Source organism: Salmonella sp. SAL00653, from assembly GCF_046552515.1.
GTDB lineage: Bacteria > Pseudomonadota > Gammaproteobacteria > Enterobacterales > Enterobacteriaceae > Salmonella > Salmonella enterica.
On sequence record NZ_JBGDTY010000003.1, the window covers coordinates 56,723 to 74,493 of the forward strand.

At 54.4% G+C, this 17,771-nt stretch carries 19 protein-coding genes; 10 read left to right on the plus strand and 9 right to left on the minus strand.

Going from position 1 to position 17,771, the window contains the following annotated elements:
* Positions 1-189: 189 nt before the first annotated feature.
* The 6 genes from ACLJRU_RS04895 to ACLJRU_RS04920 form a co-directional block, all read right to left on the minus strand.
* Positions 190-435, minus strand: a complete 246-nt coding sequence (locus tag ACLJRU_RS04895; protein WP_000605187.1) for a DUF2542 family protein — start codon at positions 433-435, stop codon at positions 190-192.
* Positions 432-1,151 (minus strand): outer membrane permeability protein SanA, encoded by a 720-nt coding sequence (gene sanA, locus ACLJRU_RS04900; RefSeq protein WP_000920081.1) that lies wholly within the window; start codon positions 1,149-1,151, stop codon positions 432-434. Before sanA ends, ACLJRU_RS04895 begins: the two co-directional genes overlap by 4 nt.
* A 176-nt stretch (positions 1,152-1,327) precedes the next feature.
* On the minus strand, positions 1,328-2,212 hold the full coding sequence (gene cdd / locus ACLJRU_RS04905; RefSeq protein ID WP_000553526.1) for a cytidine deaminase: 885 nt from the start codon (positions 2,210-2,212) through the stop codon (positions 1,328-1,330).
* A 153-nt stretch (positions 2,213-2,365) separates the two neighbouring features.
* Positions 2,366-3,061 (minus strand): CidB/LrgB family autolysis modulator, encoded by a 696-nt coding sequence (locus tag ACLJRU_RS04910; protein ID WP_000989296.1) that lies wholly within the window; start codon positions 3,059-3,061, stop codon positions 2,366-2,368.
* Positions 3,058-3,456 carry a CidA/LrgA family protein gene (locus ACLJRU_RS04915; RefSeq protein ID WP_000045719.1) on the minus strand — a complete coding sequence of 133 codons (399 nt, stop codon included), beginning with the start codon at positions 3,454-3,456 and terminating at the stop codon, positions 3,058-3,060. The genes ACLJRU_RS04910 and ACLJRU_RS04915 overlap by 4 nt, the downstream gene beginning before the upstream one ends.
* Before the next feature lie 131 nt (positions 3,457-3,587).
* Positions 3,588-4,496: a LysR substrate-binding domain-containing protein gene (locus ACLJRU_RS04920; RefSeq protein ID WP_000024658.1), complete on the minus strand. Its 909-nt coding sequence runs from the start codon at positions 4,494-4,496 to the stop codon at positions 3,588-3,590.
* Positions 4,497-4,621: 125 nt separating this feature from the next.
* On the opposite strand from ACLJRU_RS04920, the gene ACLJRU_RS04925 reads away from it, so the two are divergent.
* The 6 genes from ACLJRU_RS04925 (at position 4,622) to dusC (ending at position 10,654) form a co-directional block, all read left to right on the plus strand.
* Positions 4,622-5,980, plus strand: a complete 1,359-nt coding sequence (locus tag ACLJRU_RS04925; RefSeq protein ID WP_038394014.1) for an MFS transporter — start codon at positions 4,622-4,624, stop codon at positions 5,978-5,980.
* An 11-nt stretch (positions 5,981-5,991) separates the two neighbouring features.
* The gene (gene gtdA, locus ACLJRU_RS04930; RefSeq protein ID WP_001289857.1) at positions 5,992-7,029 is read left to right on the plus strand and encodes a gentisate 1,2-dioxygenase; all 1,038 of its coding nucleotides are present in this window, start codon (positions 5,992-5,994) and stop codon (positions 7,027-7,029) included.
* Between the two features lie 15 nt (positions 7,030-7,044).
* The gene (locus tag ACLJRU_RS04935) at positions 7,045-7,746 is read left to right on the plus strand and encodes a fumarylacetoacetate hydrolase family protein (protein ID WP_000170621.1); all 702 of its coding nucleotides are present in this window, start codon (positions 7,045-7,047) and stop codon (positions 7,744-7,746) included.
* Positions 7,747-7,754: 8 nt separating this feature from the next.
* Positions 7,755-8,399: a maleylacetoacetate isomerase gene (maiA, locus tag ACLJRU_RS04940; RefSeq protein WP_000781183.1), complete on the plus strand. Its 645-nt coding sequence runs from the start codon at positions 7,755-7,757 to the stop codon at positions 8,397-8,399.
* A gap of 14 nt (positions 8,400-8,413) precedes the next feature.
* Complete coding sequence (locus ACLJRU_RS04945) at positions 8,414-9,607, plus strand: 3-hydroxybenzoate 6-monooxygenase (RefSeq protein WP_000150104.1); 1,194 nt, start codon at positions 8,414-8,416, stop codon at positions 9,605-9,607.
* Between the two features lie 108 nt (positions 9,608-9,715).
* The gene (gene dusC / locus ACLJRU_RS04950; protein WP_023235066.1) at positions 9,716-10,654 is read left to right on the plus strand and encodes a tRNA dihydrouridine(16) synthase DusC; all 939 of its coding nucleotides are present in this window, start codon (positions 9,716-9,718) and stop codon (positions 10,652-10,654) included.
* Between the two features lie 57 nt (positions 10,655-10,711).
* Here dusC and yohP read toward each other — a convergent pair whose 3' ends face one another.
* Positions 10,712-10,795 carry a small membrane protein YohP gene (gene yohP / locus ACLJRU_RS04955; RefSeq protein ID WP_000698460.1) on the minus strand — a complete coding sequence of 28 codons (84 nt, stop codon included), beginning with the start codon at positions 10,793-10,795 and terminating at the stop codon, positions 10,712-10,714.
* Positions 10,796-11,112: 317 nt separating this feature from the next.
* On the opposite strand from yohP, the gene mdtQ reads away from it, so the two are divergent.
* Entirely contained in the window at positions 11,113-12,549 is a 1,437-nt protein-coding gene (gene mdtQ / locus ACLJRU_RS04960) for a multidrug resistance outer membrane protein MdtQ (protein WP_038394013.1), read from the plus strand.
* Between the two features lie 65 nt (positions 12,550-12,614).
* Positions 12,615-13,376, plus strand: a complete 762-nt coding sequence (locus ACLJRU_RS04965) for an SDR family oxidoreductase (RefSeq protein WP_000169615.1) — start codon at positions 12,615-12,617, stop codon at positions 13,374-13,376.
* A 47-nt stretch (positions 13,377-13,423) separates the two neighbouring features.
* Here the strand turns inward: ACLJRU_RS04965 and ACLJRU_RS04970 are convergent, their stop codons facing one another.
* Complete coding sequence (locus ACLJRU_RS04970) at positions 13,424-13,993, minus strand: DedA family protein (protein WP_001535296.1); 570 nt, start codon at positions 13,991-13,993, stop codon at positions 13,424-13,426.
* A 206-nt stretch (positions 13,994-14,199) separates the two neighbouring features.
* Here ACLJRU_RS04970 and ACLJRU_RS04975 point away from each other — a divergent pair, with 206 nt between their 5' ends.
* A complete protein-coding gene (locus ACLJRU_RS04975; RefSeq protein WP_001540428.1) occupies positions 14,200-14,739 on the plus strand; it encodes a Yip1 family protein in 540 nt (179 codons plus the stop codon).
* 165 nt (positions 14,740-14,904) lie between these two features.
* Positions 14,905-15,852 (plus strand): D-alanyl-D-alanine endopeptidase, encoded by a 948-nt coding sequence (gene pbpG / locus ACLJRU_RS04980; RefSeq protein WP_187790652.1) that lies wholly within the window; start codon positions 14,905-14,907, stop codon positions 15,850-15,852.
* Between the two features lie 57 nt (positions 15,853-15,909).
* Here pbpG and dld read toward each other — a convergent pair whose 3' ends face one another.
* Positions 15,910-17,640 (minus strand): D-lactate dehydrogenase, encoded by a 1,731-nt coding sequence (dld, locus tag ACLJRU_RS04985; RefSeq protein ID WP_001540423.1) that lies wholly within the window; start codon positions 17,638-17,640, stop codon positions 15,910-15,912.
* Positions 17,641-17,771 lie beyond the last annotated feature (131 nt).

The following is a 17,771-nucleotide window of genomic DNA, read 5'->3' on the forward strand; positions in this document are numbered from 1 at the left end:
GCTTGAATAAATTAAGGCGAAACGCAAATAACGCGTTTTAATGATCTAAAATCTACCGCCAGCCTAAGCATTGAAAGAAGGGGATTCTGTGAAAGAATTCACAAAAAAATGAAACCAGAATGCAAAACAGCATTTGTTCCTTATATCATAATAATAACTATTCTCAATTTTAAAGGGATAATAAATAGATTAACGATAAAAAAGAAGATAAATAATCATTCCAGTAAATAAAAAACCGCAACCGGTATAAAGAAAAAGATAAGACCAATATTGTACGGGATCGGCATGGCGATAGACATAAACCGGTTTTCGCGCATTTTTGACAACTTTATCTACCGCGCCGGTTCGCCAGCCTTTCCAGGCCTCACGGAAGCAAAAAAGCGGGAGTAGCAGAAAGGCTAATATGACAAATATCGTCTGTACATCCATGATCATTTCCCTTTTTTCTTTTCCAGTTCAAGCAATTGTTCCGGCGTAACGGCCGGATACCCCTGGGCGTCATTCGGCACCTGATGCTGCGTGGGAATAGGTACCAGCGGGCCTAAAAAACGCGGTTCGCGTTTAAAAATATAGAGATCCGCCAGCGCGCTAAAGCGGGCGCCAAATTCGCGCAGGCGCACTGTCAGCATATTTTTGGGCGAAGGTACCGCGTAACACTGCGCCTGAATGCCCATATGCAGCGCAATAAACAAGGCGCGTTCGCAGTGGAAGCGCTGAGTGATGATAATAAAGTCGTTGGTATCAAACACTTTGCGGGTACGCACAATGGAGTCAAGCGTACGGAAGCCAGCGTAATCAAGCACAATGTCCGCAGGATCGACGCCCGCCGCGATAAGGTCTTTGCGCATGGTCATCGGTTCGTTATAGCTTTGCAGGGCATTGTCGCCGCTGAGCAGCAGGTAATTGACTTTACCGCTATTGTAAGCGTTTAACGCGCCCTGGATACGATAACGATAGTACTGATTAATGACACCCTTGCGATAGTATTTGGCTGTCCCTAACACGACGCCAACCTGGCGGTAGGGGAGATCCTGTAGCTCGTCATAGATATAGGGCGCTGTTTTCCAGCTCATCCACCGATCGAGGCCAAGCACCGTCAACAGCAGCAAGCCTACCAGGACCAACAGGCTGTAAAACACGCGCTTTAACATGCAGGAAACTCGATACCAGGATGAAAGTACGATCAGGCTACTGTACCCGAAGACGTAGCGCAAGAAACCGCCGTCTGATTGCGGAGATTTTCAGCATGATTTCCCTTGTATCGAGTCGCGGGAGAGGAGAGTCAGGCCGGATAAGACGCCAGTGCGTCGCTATCCGGCACATTTGCTTAGCCGAGAAGGACGCGGTCAATATTATGGCAACCTAACGCTTTCAGCGTTGCGGCGGTGGCATCCCATTGAATTAATGCTGCATCGCCTTTTTCCGCCAGAATCGCGCGCTGAATATCCGCATAGTCATAGCCATTGAGACTCAGCAGGTTTAGCGCGCCTTGCAGCGGGGGAAGCGTAGGGTTAAAGGCGGCGTTTTCCGCATAGCTGCCGGTGAAAATACGGCCATCTTTACATTCCAGCGCCACGCCGCTCGGTGAGTGGCTATAAGGCATATGGCTCTTATTGGCTGCCGTTATCGCCGCTTGCGTTAGCGTATCGCCCGTTAACGTAAAGCCATGATCCTGCTCGTCCATCAGCAGCGTTTTGATCTCCAGATCTTTTGGCCCGAAAGCGTCAGGCAGATAATCGCGTAACGTATGCGGCGCGCGGCCCGGCAGATGAATGCGCAGATCCAGACCGCTGTTCAGCTCGTTCATAAACTGGCGACAGTGGCCGCAAGGGGTGTAGTTAACGGTGACGGCGGCGAGCCCTTTTTCGCCGCGTAGCCAGGCGTGGCTAATCGCGCTTTGTTCAGCATGCACAGTTTGTTGCATGGTGGCGCCCAGGAACTCCATATTTGCGCCGAAATACCAGTTGCCGCTAACGCCGCGCGCAATCGCGCCGACGTTAAAATGGGACAAATCGGTACGGGCGCAGGCCGCCGCCAGAGGTAACAGTGCGAAAGCCAGAGCGTCTTCGTCCAGTCCCGCCGTATTTTTAAGCGTCGAGACCTGCTCTGCGGTCAGCATGGCGGGAAAATGGTGGTCCGCCAGGATAGGGGCCAGCGCTGATTGCAAATTATCCGCAAGCTGGGCAAAAGCAGTTTGAAAACGTGGATGCATGGCGTTGCCTCATAACAATGTAATGGAACCGTAGTTTACGGGCCTGCTATGTCTTAATATGTGATCTAAATCTCATTGCTTATGCAACTTGTGAAACTTCAATGAAAAATGCGCGACGTATCGCAAATTTTAACCCGGTCTTTTGTCCCGTCGTTAGCGCATTACCGCCAGAATGAGCGGAAACAAAAAGGGCGCTACCAGCGAGGTAATAATGCCGCAGATTACCAGCGCCAGGGAGCTAAACGCGCCTTCCTGGTAATCCAGCTCGGCGCAGCGCGCAGTACCGAGCGCATGTGAGGCGGTCCCCATTGCCAGCCCGCGTGCGGCTTTAGTACGGATGTGCATCGCGTTTAACAGCGTGTGGCCAAACACCGCGCCCAGAATACCGACAAAAATTACGCATACCGCGCTGATCGCGGGGATGCCGCCGATGCTGCCGCCCACCGCCATCGCGATAGGCGTAGTCACGGATTTAGGCAGTACCGATGCCGCGATTTCAGGCGTTGCGCCCATCAGCAAGGCAACGGATGTTCCGGTAATCATCGCTACCAGACTGCCGACAAAACAGATGCTAATAATGGATTTCCAACGCGCGCGAATCTGGTGCAACTGTTCATAAAGGGGATAGGCCAGCGCCACCACCGCCGGTTGCAGCAGATCGTTAAGTACTTCGCTGCCTTTGAAGTAGTGCTCGTAGGGAATACCGGTCAGCAACAGAAAAGGAATAATGACTACCATTGCCACCAGCAGCGGATTCAGCAACGGCATTTTAAAATGCGCCGCCAGTCTGCGGGCGGCGAAAAATACCGCCAGCGTCAGCGGTAACGACCACCAGATATATGTCATCATTTTTTCGTTCCCTTCTGCCCAACCACTTTACGCTCACCGTGTATCAGATGTGAACTCCAGCTTACGACCACAAAAACGACCAGCGTACTGATAGCGCAAGAGACCACCACCGGGCCGAATTGCGCGCGCAGTAAATCAAAATATTGCATGACCCCGACGCCAATCGGCACAAACAGCAACGCCATATAACGAATCAGCACATAGCAGCCGGGGTTAACCCACTTTGCCGGCAGAATTTGCAGCGCCAGCAACACAAACAGAATTAACATCCCGATAATGCTGCCGGGAATAGTGATAGGAAGCAGTGATGCAAGAAAAATGCCTGCGTACAAACAGGCATAAATCAATACAAAAGCGCGTATATATTGCCAGATAATATTCAGTGACTTACTCATGTTTAAAGCCCTTGATGAGATGGATTCATCATACAATTAAACGTTAAAACGTGCTACCGATCACATCATGAATTCTTAGCATAGTGGGTATAGACAGCAGGAACATCGGGCAATGCCCCTGGTCGGCGGCGTTAAACCTGGGCTAAAAAATACAAAAAGCGACTCAGGGCCAAAGACGGCGTCTCATTCTTACGCCAGAACATCCCTACGCTGCCTTTTTGCTCAATTTTTGGCAAGTTTAAAATCGCCAGTTGCCCCTGGCTGGCATAGCGTTGCGCCAGCCGTAAAGAAAGAATAGAGATCATATCGCTGCTTTGCAGCAAATTGGTGCTGACGTTCATTGACGCCGATTCAATGGTGTTTTCCGGGAGCATGACGCCATTATCGACGAGGGCGTTATCAATACTGATGCGAATAGGGGTGCCGGTTGGCCAGACTATCCACCGCCAGTGTGCCAGATCGCTCCAGGCGATCTGCGCTCGCGCGGCCAGCGGATGGTGCGGACGCGCCACAAAGCAGACCGGCTCGGTATAAAGTACCTGATAATTAAGCGGCAGTTGCAGGGCGCGGCCGCCGACACGCCCTACCACCACATCCACCTGACCGGCAAGCAAATCGTGCAGCAGCGGCGTCATTACCTTCTCTTCAATATTCAGATGCAGCGTCGGCATTTCGTTAAGCAGGCTCAGAATCGCCTGTGATACGCAGTCAGTCGCCACGGGCGAACAGCCGATCTTCAGACTGCCAACCAGACCGCCCTGCTTGAAACGGGCGATTTCATACTGTGAACGCTCCAGATCGTTAATTAGGCGCTGGGCGTGCTGGAGCAGTAATTTACCGCCTTCCGAGGGGCGTAGTCCTTTACTGTGGCGCTCAAAAAGCGTGATGCCTATCTCATCTTCGAGTTGAGATAGCCACTTCGATAGCGCCGGCTGGGAGATATTCATCATCCGGGCGACGTGCGTCAGGTTGCCCTGTTCGCCCAGCGCAACCAGCGTTTGCAGGTGATGTAATTTCAATTTCTGCGCCCAGTTCGCCATTCGCTATAACCTCCAGGTTATGTCTCTGCCTGAAAAGCCATTGTACATTTTATCGCTCACTCTACAAACTCGTAACATAGCAAACATAAAAACAACATCTATCTCCCTGCACTGAGGCATTAGCTATGACTCAACGACGTGATCTACAAGCCCTTATTGATGCCGCGCCCGTCGGCAAAATGCAGTGGCGCGTTATCATCTGCTGTTTTCTGGTGGTTATGCTCGACGGTTTCGACACCGCCGCGATTGGCTTCATCGCCCCGGATATTCGTACTCACTGGCAGCTAAGCGCCAGCGAACTTGCGCCGCTGTTTGGCGCAGGGCTGCTGGGGCTTACGGCCGGCGCGCTGCTATGCGGGCCGCTGGCGGATCGCTTTGGCCGCAAGCGGGTCATTGAGCTTTGCGTGGCGCTATTCGGCGCATTGAGCCTGCTTTCCGCTTTCTCGCCGGATATAGAAACCCTGGTGTTGCTGCGCTTCTTAACCGGTCTGGGACTGGGCGGAGCGATGCCAAATACCATCACCATGACGTCGGAATACCTTCCCGCTCGTCGACGCGGAGCGCTGGTCACGCTGATGTTCTGCGGTTTTACCCTGGGGTCGGCGACGGGCGGGATTGTGAGCGCGCAACTGGTGCCGCTGATTGGCTGGCACGGAATTCTGGCGCTAGGCGGCATCTTGCCTTTGATGCTGTTTTTCGGCCTGCTGTTCGCGCTGCCGGAATCTCCCCGCTGGCAGGTACGCCGCCAACTACCGCAAGCCGTTGTCGCCCGGACGGTCAGCGCCATTACCGGCGAGCGCTATCTCGATACGCAATTCTTTCTGCATGAGACGGCAGCCATCGCCAAAGGCAGTATTCGCCAGCTTTTTGCCGGGCGACAGCTTGTCATTACCCTGATGTTATGGGTGGTGTTCTTTATGAGCCTGCTCATTATCTATCTGCTTTCCAGCTGGATGCCGACGTTACTTAACCATCGCGGTATTGATCTGCAACAGGCGTCGTGGGGGACTGCCGCATTCCAGGTTGGCGGCACGCTTGGCGCGCTGTTACTCGGCGTGTTGATGGACCGGCTTAACCCGTTCCGGGTACTGGCGGTGAGCTATGCGCTGGGCGCAGTTTGCATTGTCATGATAGGCCTGAGCGAAAACGGCCTTTGGCTGATGGCGCTGGCGATTTTTGGTACCGGCATCGGTATTAGCGGTTCCCAGGTCGGGCTTAATGCTCTGACGGCGACGCTGTACCCCACCCAAAGCCGGGCGACGGGCGTGAGCTGGTCGAACGCCATTGGACGCTGCGGGGCGATTGTCGGTTCGCTCTCCGGCGGCATGATGATGGCCCTCAATTTCTCTTTCGATACGTTGTTTTTTGTCATTGCTATTCCGGCGGCTATCAGCGCGGTAATGCTTACCCTGCTGACGGTGGTTGTCCGCCTTTCGATTTCTGTACCTGACGACCTGCCGCGTGCCAGCGTCGTAAACGAATAAGGAGAATCTCCATGTCTGAAATAAATCAGAACGTAAAAGATAGCCGTCAACAGTATTACCAACATATTTCCGGGCAGAATCTGACGCCGCTGTGGGAATCGTTACATCACCTGGTACCGCAGACGCCAAACGCCAACTGCGCGCCGGCCTACTGGAATTATCAGGAAATTCGTCCGCTACTGATGGAAAGCGGCAATGTCATTGGCGCGAAAGAGGCGATCCGCCGGGTGCTGGTGCTGGAAAATCCGGCATTGCGCGGTCAGTCGTCGATCACGGCGACCTTATACGCTGGTTTACAGCTGATCCTGCCCGGCGAAGTCGCGCCGAGTCATCGCCATAACCAGTCGGCGCTGCGTTTTATCGTCGAAGGTAAAGGCGCATTTACCGCGGTGGACGGCGAGCGCACGCCAATGCATACCGGCGATTTTATCCTGACGCCGCAGTGGCGCTGGCACGATCATGGTAATCCGGGATCAGAGCCGGTGGTATGGCTGGATGGTCTGGATCTGCCGTTAGTCAATCTCCTGGGCTGTGGTTTTGCGGAAGACTATCCTGAAGATCAGCAGCCGGTGACGCGAAAAGAGGGCGATTATCTGCCGCGCTATGCAGCGAATATGCTGCCGCTGCGCCACCAGCGCGGGAACTCGTCGCCGATTTTCAACTACCGTTACGACCGCAGTCGCGAGGCGTTGCACGATCTGACCCGTATGGGCGATCCGGATGAGTGGGAAGGCTACAAGCTGCGTTACGTTAATCCCGTCACCGGCGGTTATCCAATGCCGTCGATGGGCGCGTTCCTGCAACTGCTGCCAAAAGGCTTTGCCTCGCGTGTGGCTCGGAGCACCGACAGCACTATCTACCACGTCGTTGAAGGGGCAGGGCAGGTCACTATCGGCAACGAAACTTTTCATTTTTCCGCAAAAGACATTTTTGTGGCGCCGACCTGGCATGAGGTGTCGTTTCGCAGCAGCGAAGACACGGTGTTATTCAGCTTTTCGGACAAGCCGGTTCAGGAAGCCCTGGGGCTGTTTCGCGAAGCACGTTATTAATTAGGGAGAGAGAACATGACCAAATATGTATTCCAGCCGCAGGCCCCGGTAACAGTACCCGTGGCGGGCAGTGATGAGCAGTTTCCGGTACGTCGCGTTTACTGCGTGGGTCGCAACTATGCCGCCCATGCCCGTGAAATGGGCTTTGATCCCGATCGCGAACCGCCGTTCTTCTTTTGTAAACCAGCGGACGCTGTCGTCCCGGTAGCGGCGGGGGATACCCTGGAACTGCCGTATCCGGCGCAGACCGATAACTACCATTATGAAATTGAGCTGGTGGTGGCGATTGGTAAAAAGGGGAGCGATATTCCGCTCGAAAAAGCCCATGAATATGTCTGGGGATACGCCACCGGCCTGGACATGACGCGTCGCGATCGTCAGATGGAAATGCGTCAGATGGGACGCCCGTGGGAAATCGGCAAAGCGTTCGATCTCTCCGCGCCCATTGCGCCATTACACAAAGCCGCTGAAACGCATAATGTGGATAACGCCCCTATTTGGCTACAGGTTAACGGCGAAGACCATCAACGCAGCGATATTCGTCACCTGATTTGGTCGGTGAATGAAACCATCAGCTATTTGTCCGGCTTTTTTGAATTGCAGCCAGGTGATTTGATTTTCACCGGTACGCCAGAGGGGGTGGGCGCCGTGGTGAAAGGGGATGTTATCACCGGGAACGTAGAAGGTCTGACGCCGATTGCTGTGAAAATTGTCTGAGGTGAACGATGAAGCTGTACAGTTTCTTTAATAGTTCGGCGTCTTATCGTGTACGTATTGCGCTGGCGTTAAAGGGGATTGATTACCAGACGGTGGGCGTCAATATTCGTATCGGCCAGCAGAATGCGCTGGCCTACCGACGGATGAATCCGGTAGGCCTGGTGCCGACGCTGGTCACTGATGACGGCGAATCGTTGGGGCAATCGCTGGCCATCGTCGACTGGCTGGACCGACATTTTCCGCAAACGCCGCTGCTGCCGACGAGCGACCCGGCGCGCAGCCAGGCGCTGGAAATTGTCTACGCTATCGCCTGCGATATACACCCAATCAATAACATGCGCGTGTTGCGCTACCTGACCGATGAGCTGAAGGTTAGCGAAGAGGATAAAAAACGCTGGTACGCCCACTGGATACAGCAAGGGTTAAGCGCGGTAGAGCAGCTATTGCGTAAAAGTCAGTCCGGACGATTCTGCGTGGGCGACGCGCCAGGCCTTGCGGACTGCTGCCTGATTCCTCAGTGGGCGAATGCGCTCAGGATGGGCTGCGATTTATCAGGCTATCCGCGCTGTAAAGCCGTTTATGACGCCTGCGTACAGCTACCGGCGTTTATTGCCGCCGCGCCGGAAAATCAACAAGATAAAATCCCGGCCTGAAAAGGAGAATGACCATGACTCACGTGACAAGCGCAATTATTGTAGGTGGCGGAATCGGCGGCGCGGCGACCGCGCTGTCGCTGGCGCGCCAGGGAATAAAAGTCATGCTGTTGGAAAAAGCGCACGAAATTGGCGAGATTGGCGCGGGTATTCAGCTTGGGCCGAACGCTTTTTCGGCGCTGGATAGTCTCGGTGTGGGCGATGTTGCCCGCCAGCGTGCGGTGTTTACCGATCACATTACCATGATGGATGCCGTGAATGCCGAAGAAGTGGTATGCATTGAAACCGGACAGGCGTTCCGCGACCATTTTGGCGGGCCGTATGCGGTAATTCACCGGGTAGATATTCATGCAACGGTATGGGAAGCGGTGCTGACGCACCCTGGCGTGGAGTATCGTACCTCGACCCATATTGTCGATATCCGCCAGACGCCGGATGACGTTACGGTGTTTGATGAGCAGGGAAATAGCTGGACGGCGGATATTCTCGTGGGCTGCGACGGCGTTAAATCGGTCGTGCGGCAAAGTTTACTCGGCGATGCGCCGCGCGTAACGGGGCATGTAGTTTATCGGGCGGTGATTGATTGCGACGATATGCCGGACGATTTACGTATTAACGCACCGGTGCTGTGGGCAGTCCCGCATTGTCACCTGGTCCATTATCCGCTACGCGGAGGTCAACAGTACAATCTGGTGGTGACATTCCACAGCCGCCAGCAAGAAGAGTGGGGCGTGAAAGACGGCAGTAAAGAAGAGGTGCTCTCTTATTTTGCCGGCATTCATCCCCGCCCGCGCCAGATGCTGGATAAGCCGACCTCCTGGCGCCGCTGGTCGACCGCCGATCGCGAGCCGGTCGCAAAATGGGGAACCGAGCGTATCACTCTGGTGGGCGACGCCGCGCATCCGGTGGCGCAATATATGGCCCAGGGCGCCTGTATGGCGCTGGAAGACGCCGTCACGCTAGGCAAAGCGCTGGAACGCTGCGACGGCGACGCGCAGCAGGCATTTGCGCTGTATGAGTCGGTGCGTATTCCCCGCACGGCGCGTATCGTCTGGTCTACCCGCGAGATGGGGCGTCTCTATCACGCCGCCGGGGTGGAGCGTCAGGTGCGTAATCTGTTGTGGAAAGGGAAATCGCAGGAGGCGTTTTATCGCGGTATCGAATGGCTGTACGGCTGGAAAGAAGATAACTGTCTTGAGCCGCGTTGAGCACTTTACGTGACGTAGCGTGGCGTTTGCGCCGCCACCCGGCAAAAAGTTTTGCTCATCGCAGAGAGGCGTTATGATAGCGCCTCTTTTTTTGCTGTGGATACCGATATGCGTGTTTTACTGGCGCCGATGGAAGGCGTGCTCGACGCGTTAGTGCGCGAGCTGCTGACCGAAGTGAATGATTACGATCTCTGCATCACCGAATTTGTGCGCGTGGTGGATCAGCTGCTGCCGGTAAAAGTGTTTCATCGCATCTGCCCGGAGTTGCATCACGCCAGCCGCACGCCGTCCGGCACGCCGGTGCGTATTCAGCTTCTGGGCCAGCATCCGCAGTGGCTGGCGGAAAACGCCGCGCGGGCGACGGCGTTGGGATCATATGGCGTGGACCTGAACTGCGGCTGTCCGTCAAAAGTGGTGAACGGCAGCGGCGGCGGTGCGACATTGCTCAAAGATCCCGAACTCATCTATCAGGGCGCGAAAGCGATGCGGGCCGCGGTACCGTCGCATCTGCCGGTGACGGTAAAAGTGCATCTCGGCTGGGATAGCGGCGATAGAAAATTTGAAATCGCCGATGCGGTGCAGCAGGCCGGCGCCAGTGAACTGGTGGTGCATGGTCGTACCAAAGCGCAGGGCTACCGCGCCGAGCATATCGACTGGCAGGCGATCGGCGAAATACGCCAGCGTTTGACTATTCCGGTTATCGCGAATGGCGAAATCTGGGACTGGCAGAGCGCGCAGGCATGTATGGCGACCAGCGGCTGCGATGCGGTGATGATCGGCCGTGGGGCGTTAAATATTCCTAACCTGAGTCGGGTGGTGAAGTATAACGAGCCGCGTATGCCGTGGCCGGAAGTGGTAACGTTATTACAAAAATATACCCGACTGGAAAAGCAGGGCGATACCGGTTTATACCATGTCGCGCGTATTAAACAGTGGTTGGGATATTTGCGTAAGGAATATATTGAGGCGACGGAACTCTTTCAGTCGATTCGGGCGTTAAACCGTTCATCCGAGATTGCGCGGGCGATTCAGGCTATTAAAATCTAATCTCTACAGCGTCCAGAACGTGTGCCGGGCAGATACTATCGCTGCCCGGCGCAGGAATCAGAAAATCATCTTAAACACGCCCGTTACCACCAACAGCCCAATCAGAAAAATAATTAAGATTGCCCATAGAAGAATTTTCATTGTTTGTCCCTTTATTGGTAAATACAAACAAAGTATAGGAAAGTATTAAGCCATCTGCTGCTTTGTTGGGCGCGGCGACGTTTAACTCATGAAGGCTGCTGGCGCGTATTGCAGCAAAATCGTTCATTTATGAACGGGTTAGTGGGACTTTTCATTGAAGTATTACATCAAAAAATGTATCAGATGAAATTATTTGCTAATCATATAAATTTCAAAATATGTCTTTTGTTGTCTGATGATGTATTGCCACGCGTAACTAAAAAATAGATCGCCGTAAGACGTACTCTCTGCGCACCTTTTTTTATCAGAACACCTCCATGAATCGTAATTCTTTCCTTGCCGCGACAGCGAGCTTACCGCTTTTTATTTTGCTGGCGGGTTGCGCCCCCATGCACGATACCCGCCAGTCGCTGACCCAGCAGACGCCCTCTTCTCATGTTGATTCCAGCCTGCCGGCGGCATTGAAAAACGGTTGGCCGGATAGCCAGTGGTGGAAGGCGTATCACGATGCGCAGCTTGACGCGCTGATCGATAATGCCATACAGCATTCGCCGGATATGCAGGTGGCTGAACAGCGTATTCAACTGGCGGAAGCGCAGGCGAAAGCGGTTGAGGCGCAGGACGGCCCGCAGCTCGACTTTTCTGCCGACATTGAGCGCCAGCGAATGTCCGCGGAAGGGCTGATGGGGCCATTCGCGATTACCGACCCCGCGGCGGGAACGACCGGGCCGTGGTATACCAACGGTACATTCGGCCTGACGGCGGGCTGGGATCTGGATTTATGGGGGAAAAACCGCGCTGAAGTTACTGCGCGGATCGGGGCGGTCAAAGCGCGCGAAGCGGAGCAGGAGCAGACCCGACAATTGCTGGCAAGCGGCGTGGCGCGACTCTACTGGGAGTGGCAAACACAGGCAGCGCTGAAAAATGTGCTGATGCAAATCGAGCATGAGCAGCAAAACGTGGTGGCGGTAAACCGGGAGCTGTATCAACACGGTATTACTTCTTCTGTTGAAGGGGTCGAGACCGATATCGACGCCAGCAAAACCCAGCAGCAGTTGAATGACGTTAACGGTAAAATGAAGGTTATTGAAGCGCGGCTCAGCGCGTTAACCAATACGCAATCGGCGGCGCTCAAGCTGCGTCAGGTGAGTCTCCCCGCCGTTGAAAGCCAGTTACCGTCGCAACTGGGGTATTCGTTGCTGGCGCGCCGGGCGGATCTACAGGCCGCGCACTGGTACATTGAATCCTCGTTGAGCAGCATTGACGCCGCGAAGGCCGCGTTTTATCCCGATATCAATCTGATGGCTTTTTTACAGCAGGATGCGTTACATCTGAGCGATCTGTTCCGCCATTCCGCACAGCAATATGGCATTACCGGCGGGCTGACGCTGCCGATTTTCGACAGCGGCAGGCTGAATGCCAACCTCGATATCGCCAAAGCGCAAAGCAACCTTTCTATCGCCAACTACAACAAAGCGGTGGTAGATGCGGTTAATGATGTGGCGCGCGCCGCCAGTCAGGTAGAGACGCTGGCGCAGAAAAATCAGCATCAGCAGCAGATTGAGCATGACTCGCAGCGTGTGGTCGGTCTGGCGCAAGCGCGCTTTAATGCCGGTATTATTGCGGGTTCCCGCGTGAGCGAGACCAAAATCCCGGCACTGCGCGAGCAGTGTAACGGCTTGCTGTTGCAGGGCCAGTGGCTGGATGCCTCTATTCAGCTTACCAGCGCGCTGGGCGGCGGTTATCATTCCTGATTTTTCCGGATGATTCAGACAGGGTTCCTATACTTAGGCTGTGTATGAATCATCCGGAGAGGAATATGACCAAAGTCGCAATTGTAACGGCATCAGATTCGGGAATTGGCAAAGCGTGTGCGTTGTTATTAGCACAAAACGGTTTTGATATTGGTATCACCTGGCATTCCGATGAACGCGGCGCGCAGGAAACGGCGAAAAAAGCGGCGCAATTTGGTGTGCGGGCTGAGACCATTCATCTTGACCTGAGCCAGTTGCCCGAGGGCGCGCAGGCCATTGAATATCTTATTCAGCGCCTGGGGCGCGTTGACGTGCTGGTCAATAATGCCGGGGCGATGACCAAATCCGCGTTTATTGATATGCCGTTTACGCAGTGGCGGCAAATTTTTACCGTGGACGTCGATGGCGCGTTTCTCTGCGCGCAGATCGCCGCCCGGCATATGATTAAACAAGGAGAGGGAGGGCGCATTATCAACATCACCTCCGTCCATGAGCATACGCCGCTTCCGCAAGCCAGCGCCTATACCGCGGCGAAACATGCGCTGGGCGGATTGACTAAATCCATGGCGCTGGAACTGATTGAGCATCATATTTTGGTCAACGCCGTCGCGCCAGGCGCTATCGCCACGCCGATGAATGATATGGATGACAGCGACATTGAGCCGGGATCGGAACCCTCGATCCCTATCGCCCGACCGGGTTCTACGCATGAAATAGCCAGCCTCGTCGCCTGGCTGTGTTCGGAAGGCGCAAGCTATACCACCGGTCAGTCGCTGATTGTCGACGGCGGGTTTATGCTGGCGAATCCGCAATTCAACGCAAAATAAACGCCGGGGCCGGATGGCGGCGTTAGGCCATCCGGATACCATCGGGTTTAACGGGCCTCCGCTTTGCCGCGTCTTTTCAGCCACCAGCGCACGCCCACCACCAGGACGATGGCCAGAATCAGCCAGACTCCGTGCCTGAGATGCTGATCGAGGTCGTGCAGCCATGGCGCGATCACCTCGCCGCCAAGATATCCCAGCGTGGTAAACAGCAGCGCCCAGATCAGCGCGCCTACAATATTCAGCGGCAGAAAAATTTTAGGCGGCAGGCGGCTGGCGCCAATCAGCAACGGGCCAACCACCCGGAAGCCATACATAAAACGCGTGCCGATCACAAACAGATACGGATGGCGTTGGATCATTTTCTGCGCGCGACGAATCTTCATATGATAACGCGGGAAACGACGCAGGATCTTCCCGCCATAGCATCGTCCTAACAGGTAAAGTAGCTGATCGCCCATCATCCCTCCCAGCGCGACAGCCGCCGCCACCAGCGGAAACTTGAGTAATCCCTGATGCGCCGCGACGCCCCCCAACAGGGTAACGGTTTCACCTTCGGCCATACTGCCGATAACCAGCGCCGCATAGCCATAATGCGTAATAAGCGTGTTGATATCCATGCGTAAACCACCTCCGGCATTAAGCATACACCCTGGCAAGAGGCGTGCGAGGCAAAGCCGACGTTTTGCCGGAGACTATTTTGCCATTGCTCATAAAATAACCAGAAACTGAATTATACTTGAACATACTGGCATCTGAGGCAGCAGAAGGGGGCAGTATGAACCATGTATGGGGGCTTTTTTCCCATCCCGATCGGGAAATGTAGGTGATCAAAAGCGAAAACGAAACCGTTTCGCATCACTATACGCACCATGTTTTGCTGATGGCGGCGATTCCCGTCGTCTGCGCCTTTATCGGCACGACGCAAATCGGCTGGAATTTTGGCGACGGCAACGTGTTACAACTCTCGCTGTTTACCGCTTTTGCGCTGGCGGTCTTGTTCTACGGCGTGATGCTGGCGGGCGTCGCGGTGATGGGACGCGTCATCTGGTGGATGGCGCGAAACTATCCGCAACGGCCATCGCTTGCGCGCTGTATGGTTTTTGCCGGCTATGTCGCAACGCCGCTGTTTTTAAGTGGTCTGGTGGCGCTCTATCCCCTGGTATGGCTATGCGCACTGGTCGGCGCTGTCGCGCTCTTTTACACCGGCTATTTGCTGTATTTGGGTATTCCGACTTTCCTTAACATTAATAGAGAGGAAGGATTAAGCTTCTCCAGTTCGACGCTCGCTATCGGCGTGCTGGTCCTGGAGGTGCTACTGGCGATTACCGTGATCCTGTGGGGATACGGCTACCGCCTGTTCTGATGCGAAAAAGGGCTGGCGCAAAAGCCAGCAATGCAGCATTTGCTGACGATTCTTCTGTAGCGGCAACGCTGGCGTGCCGCTATGATGCCACTGCTAGCTTGAGTATAATCTTAGCTCAGGCGGTGTGCGTTACGACGCGCGTGAATCATTATCAGAAATCTCATCATGCTGAAATTCCGAGCTTCATTCCTGAGCCTTGCTCTGATGTTGGCCGTTCCTTTTGCCCCGCAGGCTGTGGCGAAAACGGCAGCGACAACCGCGGCGTCTCAACCTGAGATTGCCTCCGGTAGCGCAATGATTGTTGATCTCAACACCAATAAAGTGATCTATTCGAACCACCCGGATCTGGTGCGTCCGATTGCCTCGATAACCAAATTAATGACAGCGATGGTCGTGCTCGACGCGCGATTGCCGCTGGATGAAATACTGAAGGTCGATATCAGCCAGACGCCGGAAATGAAAGGGGTTTACTCCCGCGTGCGCCTGAACAGCGAAATTAGCCGCAAAAATATGTTGCTGCTGGCGTTGATGTCATCCGAAAACTGTGCGGCGGCAAGCCTGGCGCACTATTATCCTGGCGGTTATAACGCGTTTATTAAAGCAATGAATGCGAAGGCGAAAGCGCTGGGCATGACGCATACCCGCTTCGTTGAGCCGACGGGGCTGTCGATTCATAACGTCTCGACCGCGCGGGATTTAACAAAATTGCTGATTGCCACGAAGCAATACCCGCTGATTGGCCAGCTAAGCACCACGCGCGAAGACATGGCGACATTCTCGCATCCGGCGTATACGCTGCCGTTTCGCAATACCAACCATTTGGTCTACCGTGATAACTGGAATATCCAGTTAACGAAAACCGGATTTACCAATGCGGCGGGGCATTGCCTGGTGATGCGTACCGTAATCAATAACAAACCGGTCGCGCTGGTGGTCATGGACGCGTTCGGCAAATATACCCACTTTGCGGACGCCAGCCGCCTGCGTACATGGATTGAAACCGGTAAAGTCATGCCCGTTCCGGCTGCCGCGCTGAGCTATAAAAAGCAAAAAGCCGCGCAAATGGCGGCAGCCAGCGCCAGTGCCGGAGCGCAAACCGCACAGAACGATTAAGTCGCCGCAGGCCCGGCAGGCATCGCGCCGCCGGGCTTCACGGTAAACCGCACGGTGTTAATGCGTTTCGTCGGGCGTATTTTCCTGCCAGAATTTCCGCTTACTCGTTTTGCCGATACCGGGGTTCATACTGTTGGTCGGGTCATTTTGCCGATAAAAACGCGTCAGCGTTTCCGGCGCTTTATACAGATGTCCAACGTTGTGCTCCGCCGGGTATTGTGCCCCGCGCGCCTGCAACAGCTCCAGCATTTGCGCTTTCAGCGCATGGACGTCGACGCCTTTCTTCACGATATAGTCCTGATGAAAAACGTGGCACATAAAGTGACCGTAATAGAGTTTATGTACCAGTTGGCTGTCGATTTCCGGCGGCAGATGCTCGAACCAGTCGGTATCGTTGCGGCGCAGGGCGATATCCAGCGCCAGGATATCTTCCACTTCATCAGCGTGTACGGCCTGATAACGAATCGCTGCGCCAGCAGCGGCGAAGCGGTGCAGGAAGGCTTTGCTGCCTTCTTCCGGCGTACAGGTGAAGAAACCGCCCTCAGCGGATTTAAAAAATTCATTCAGCCAGCGTTGCGCTTCTGCGACGCCGTCTCCCGCCATTTTTAACAGCAGATGATGCTCATATTTATCGCGCCAGTTTTTCATTCGCGGCGGCAGATGGCTGGGAAACAGGTGGCCGAATTTCTGCATCGCGCGGTCGGTGAAATGCGGACGGAAAAATTTTACTTTTTCCAGCATCGCATCGGTTCGGCCTTTTAGCGTGAAAAAGAACGGAATCTTGTCGGTGCCGAGTTTATCGATCATCAGAAAGGTATCTTTACCGTACTGCTCCGCAATATCGTAGATATCGCGATGCATATATTCTCCCGCCACTGGCAGATTGACGAAGTTCGCCAGAATATGCCGACGGATTTCAGTCAGTACCGCGGGCTGATTGGTGCCGATATAAAAAACCTGCTGATTTTTTTCCGCTGCAAAGGTATCAAGGCGAACGGCAAAAACCGCCAGTTTCCCGGCGCAGCCGGAAGATTCAAACAAACGGTCCGGGTCGGCGTTATAGCGGGCGGGCGTATCGGCGTTGATATCTCGTACCCGCGTCACATAGTCGTGATCGTGCGCATGACGACCATCGTGACGCACATCCTCATCTTTAATCCGTTCATCATCCAGCTTGCTCAGGATCTGCTCCGGGGTATGCCCAAGATCGATACCCAGATGATTGACCAGTTGCAGTTTGCCTTGCTCGTCAATACGGGCAAAGAGCGACATCTCGGTATAGGCCGGGCCGCGCTGCACCAGCGAGCCGCCGGAGTTATTACAGATGCCGCCGATGACCGACGCGCCGATACACGACGAACCAATCACCGAGTGCGGTTCACGGCCCAGCGGTTTAAGCGCTTTTTCCAGCACATAGAGCGTCGTACCGGGCCAGGCCAGAACCTGTTGGCCGTTATCCAGTAAGTGCAGCTTATCCAGCCGCTGGGTGCTGATAATCACAATATCGCGATCGTAGTCGTTGCCGTTCGGCGTGGAGCCTTCCGTCAGACCGGTGTTGGCGGCCTGCATCAGAATAATTTTGTCAGCGTTAACGCAGGCGTTGAGCACACGCCACAGTTCCAGTAATGAACCCGGGAAAACAACGGCCAGCGCGTCGCCCTGACCGGAACGGAAACCCTTGCGATAGCGGGCGGTTTTGGCGGGGTCTGTCAGCAGGTGAGAATGGCCTACCAGGCGGGCCAGCTCATTCAGGAACGTTTTATTATCAGTCATTGTTATGGAAGACATTCTCCACTCCTTGTGGTGGGACAAAATATCAGCGTTAAGCATAGCGCTTTGTATGACAATACGCTTTCTCATTCAAATTGTTTCTGTGTTGGTGGTATTCATTTGCCGCCTTGATACCATTTGCTGGCGGT

Bases quoted from the DNA above. Each gene is read 5' to 3' on its own strand.
- ACLJRU_RS04910 (WP_000989296.1), bottom strand. From the start codon at position 3,061: ATGATGACATATATCTGGTGGTCGTTACCGCTGACGCTGGCGGTATTT.
- sanA (WP_000920081.1), bottom strand. From the start codon at position 1,151: ATGTTAAAGCGCGTGTTTTACAGCCTGTTGGTCCTGGTAGGCTTGCTG.
- dusC (WP_023235066.1), top strand. From the start codon at position 9,716: ATGCGTGTTTTACTGGCGCCGATGGAAGGCGTGCTCGACGCGTTAGTG.
- gtdA (WP_001289857.1), top strand. From the start codon at position 5,992: ATGTCTGAAATAAATCAGAACGTAAAAGATAGCCGTCAACAGTATTAC.
- cdd (WP_000553526.1), bottom strand. From the start codon at position 2,212: ATGCATCCACGTTTTCAAACTGCTTTTGCCCAGCTTGCGGATAATTTG.
- ACLJRU_RS04915 (WP_000045719.1), bottom strand. From the start codon at position 3,456: ATGAGTAAGTCACTGAATATTATCTGGCAATATATACGCGCTTTTGTA.
- yohP (WP_000698460.1), bottom strand. From the start codon at position 10,795: ATGAAAATTCTTCTATGGGCAATCTTAATTATTTTTCTGATTGGGCTG.
- ACLJRU_RS04965 (WP_000169615.1), top strand. From the start codon at position 12,615: ATGACCAAAGTCGCAATTGTAACGGCATCAGATTCGGGAATTGGCAAA.
- mdtQ (WP_038394013.1), top strand. From the start codon at position 11,113: ATGAATCGTAATTCTTTCCTTGCCGCGACAGCGAGCTTACCGCTTTTT.
- ACLJRU_RS04920 (WP_000024658.1), bottom strand. From the start codon at position 4,496: ATGGCGAACTGGGCGCAGAAATTGAAATTACATCACCTGCAAACGCTG.
- pbpG (WP_187790652.1), top strand. From the start codon at position 14,905: ATGCTGAAATTCCGAGCTTCATTCCTGAGCCTTGCTCTGATGTTGGCC.
- maiA (WP_000781183.1), top strand. From the start codon at position 7,755: ATGAAGCTGTACAGTTTCTTTAATAGTTCGGCGTCTTATCGTGTACGT.
- ACLJRU_RS04970 (WP_001535296.1), bottom strand. From the start codon at position 13,993: ATGGATATCAACACGCTTATTACGCATTATGGCTATGCGGCGCTGGTT.
- dld (WP_001540423.1), bottom strand. From the start codon at position 17,640: ATGTCTTCCATAACAATGACTGATAATAAAACGTTCCTGAATGAGCTG.
- ACLJRU_RS04925 (WP_038394014.1), top strand. From the start codon at position 4,622: ATGACTCAACGACGTGATCTACAAGCCCTTATTGATGCCGCGCCCGTC.
- ACLJRU_RS04895 (WP_000605187.1), bottom strand. From the start codon at position 435: ATGATCATGGATGTACAGACGATATTTGTCATATTAGCCTTTCTGCTA.
- ACLJRU_RS04945 (WP_000150104.1), top strand. From the start codon at position 8,414: ATGACTCACGTGACAAGCGCAATTATTGTAGGTGGCGGAATCGGCGGC.
- ACLJRU_RS04935 (WP_000170621.1), top strand. From the start codon at position 7,045: ATGACCAAATATGTATTCCAGCCGCAGGCCCCGGTAACAGTACCCGTG.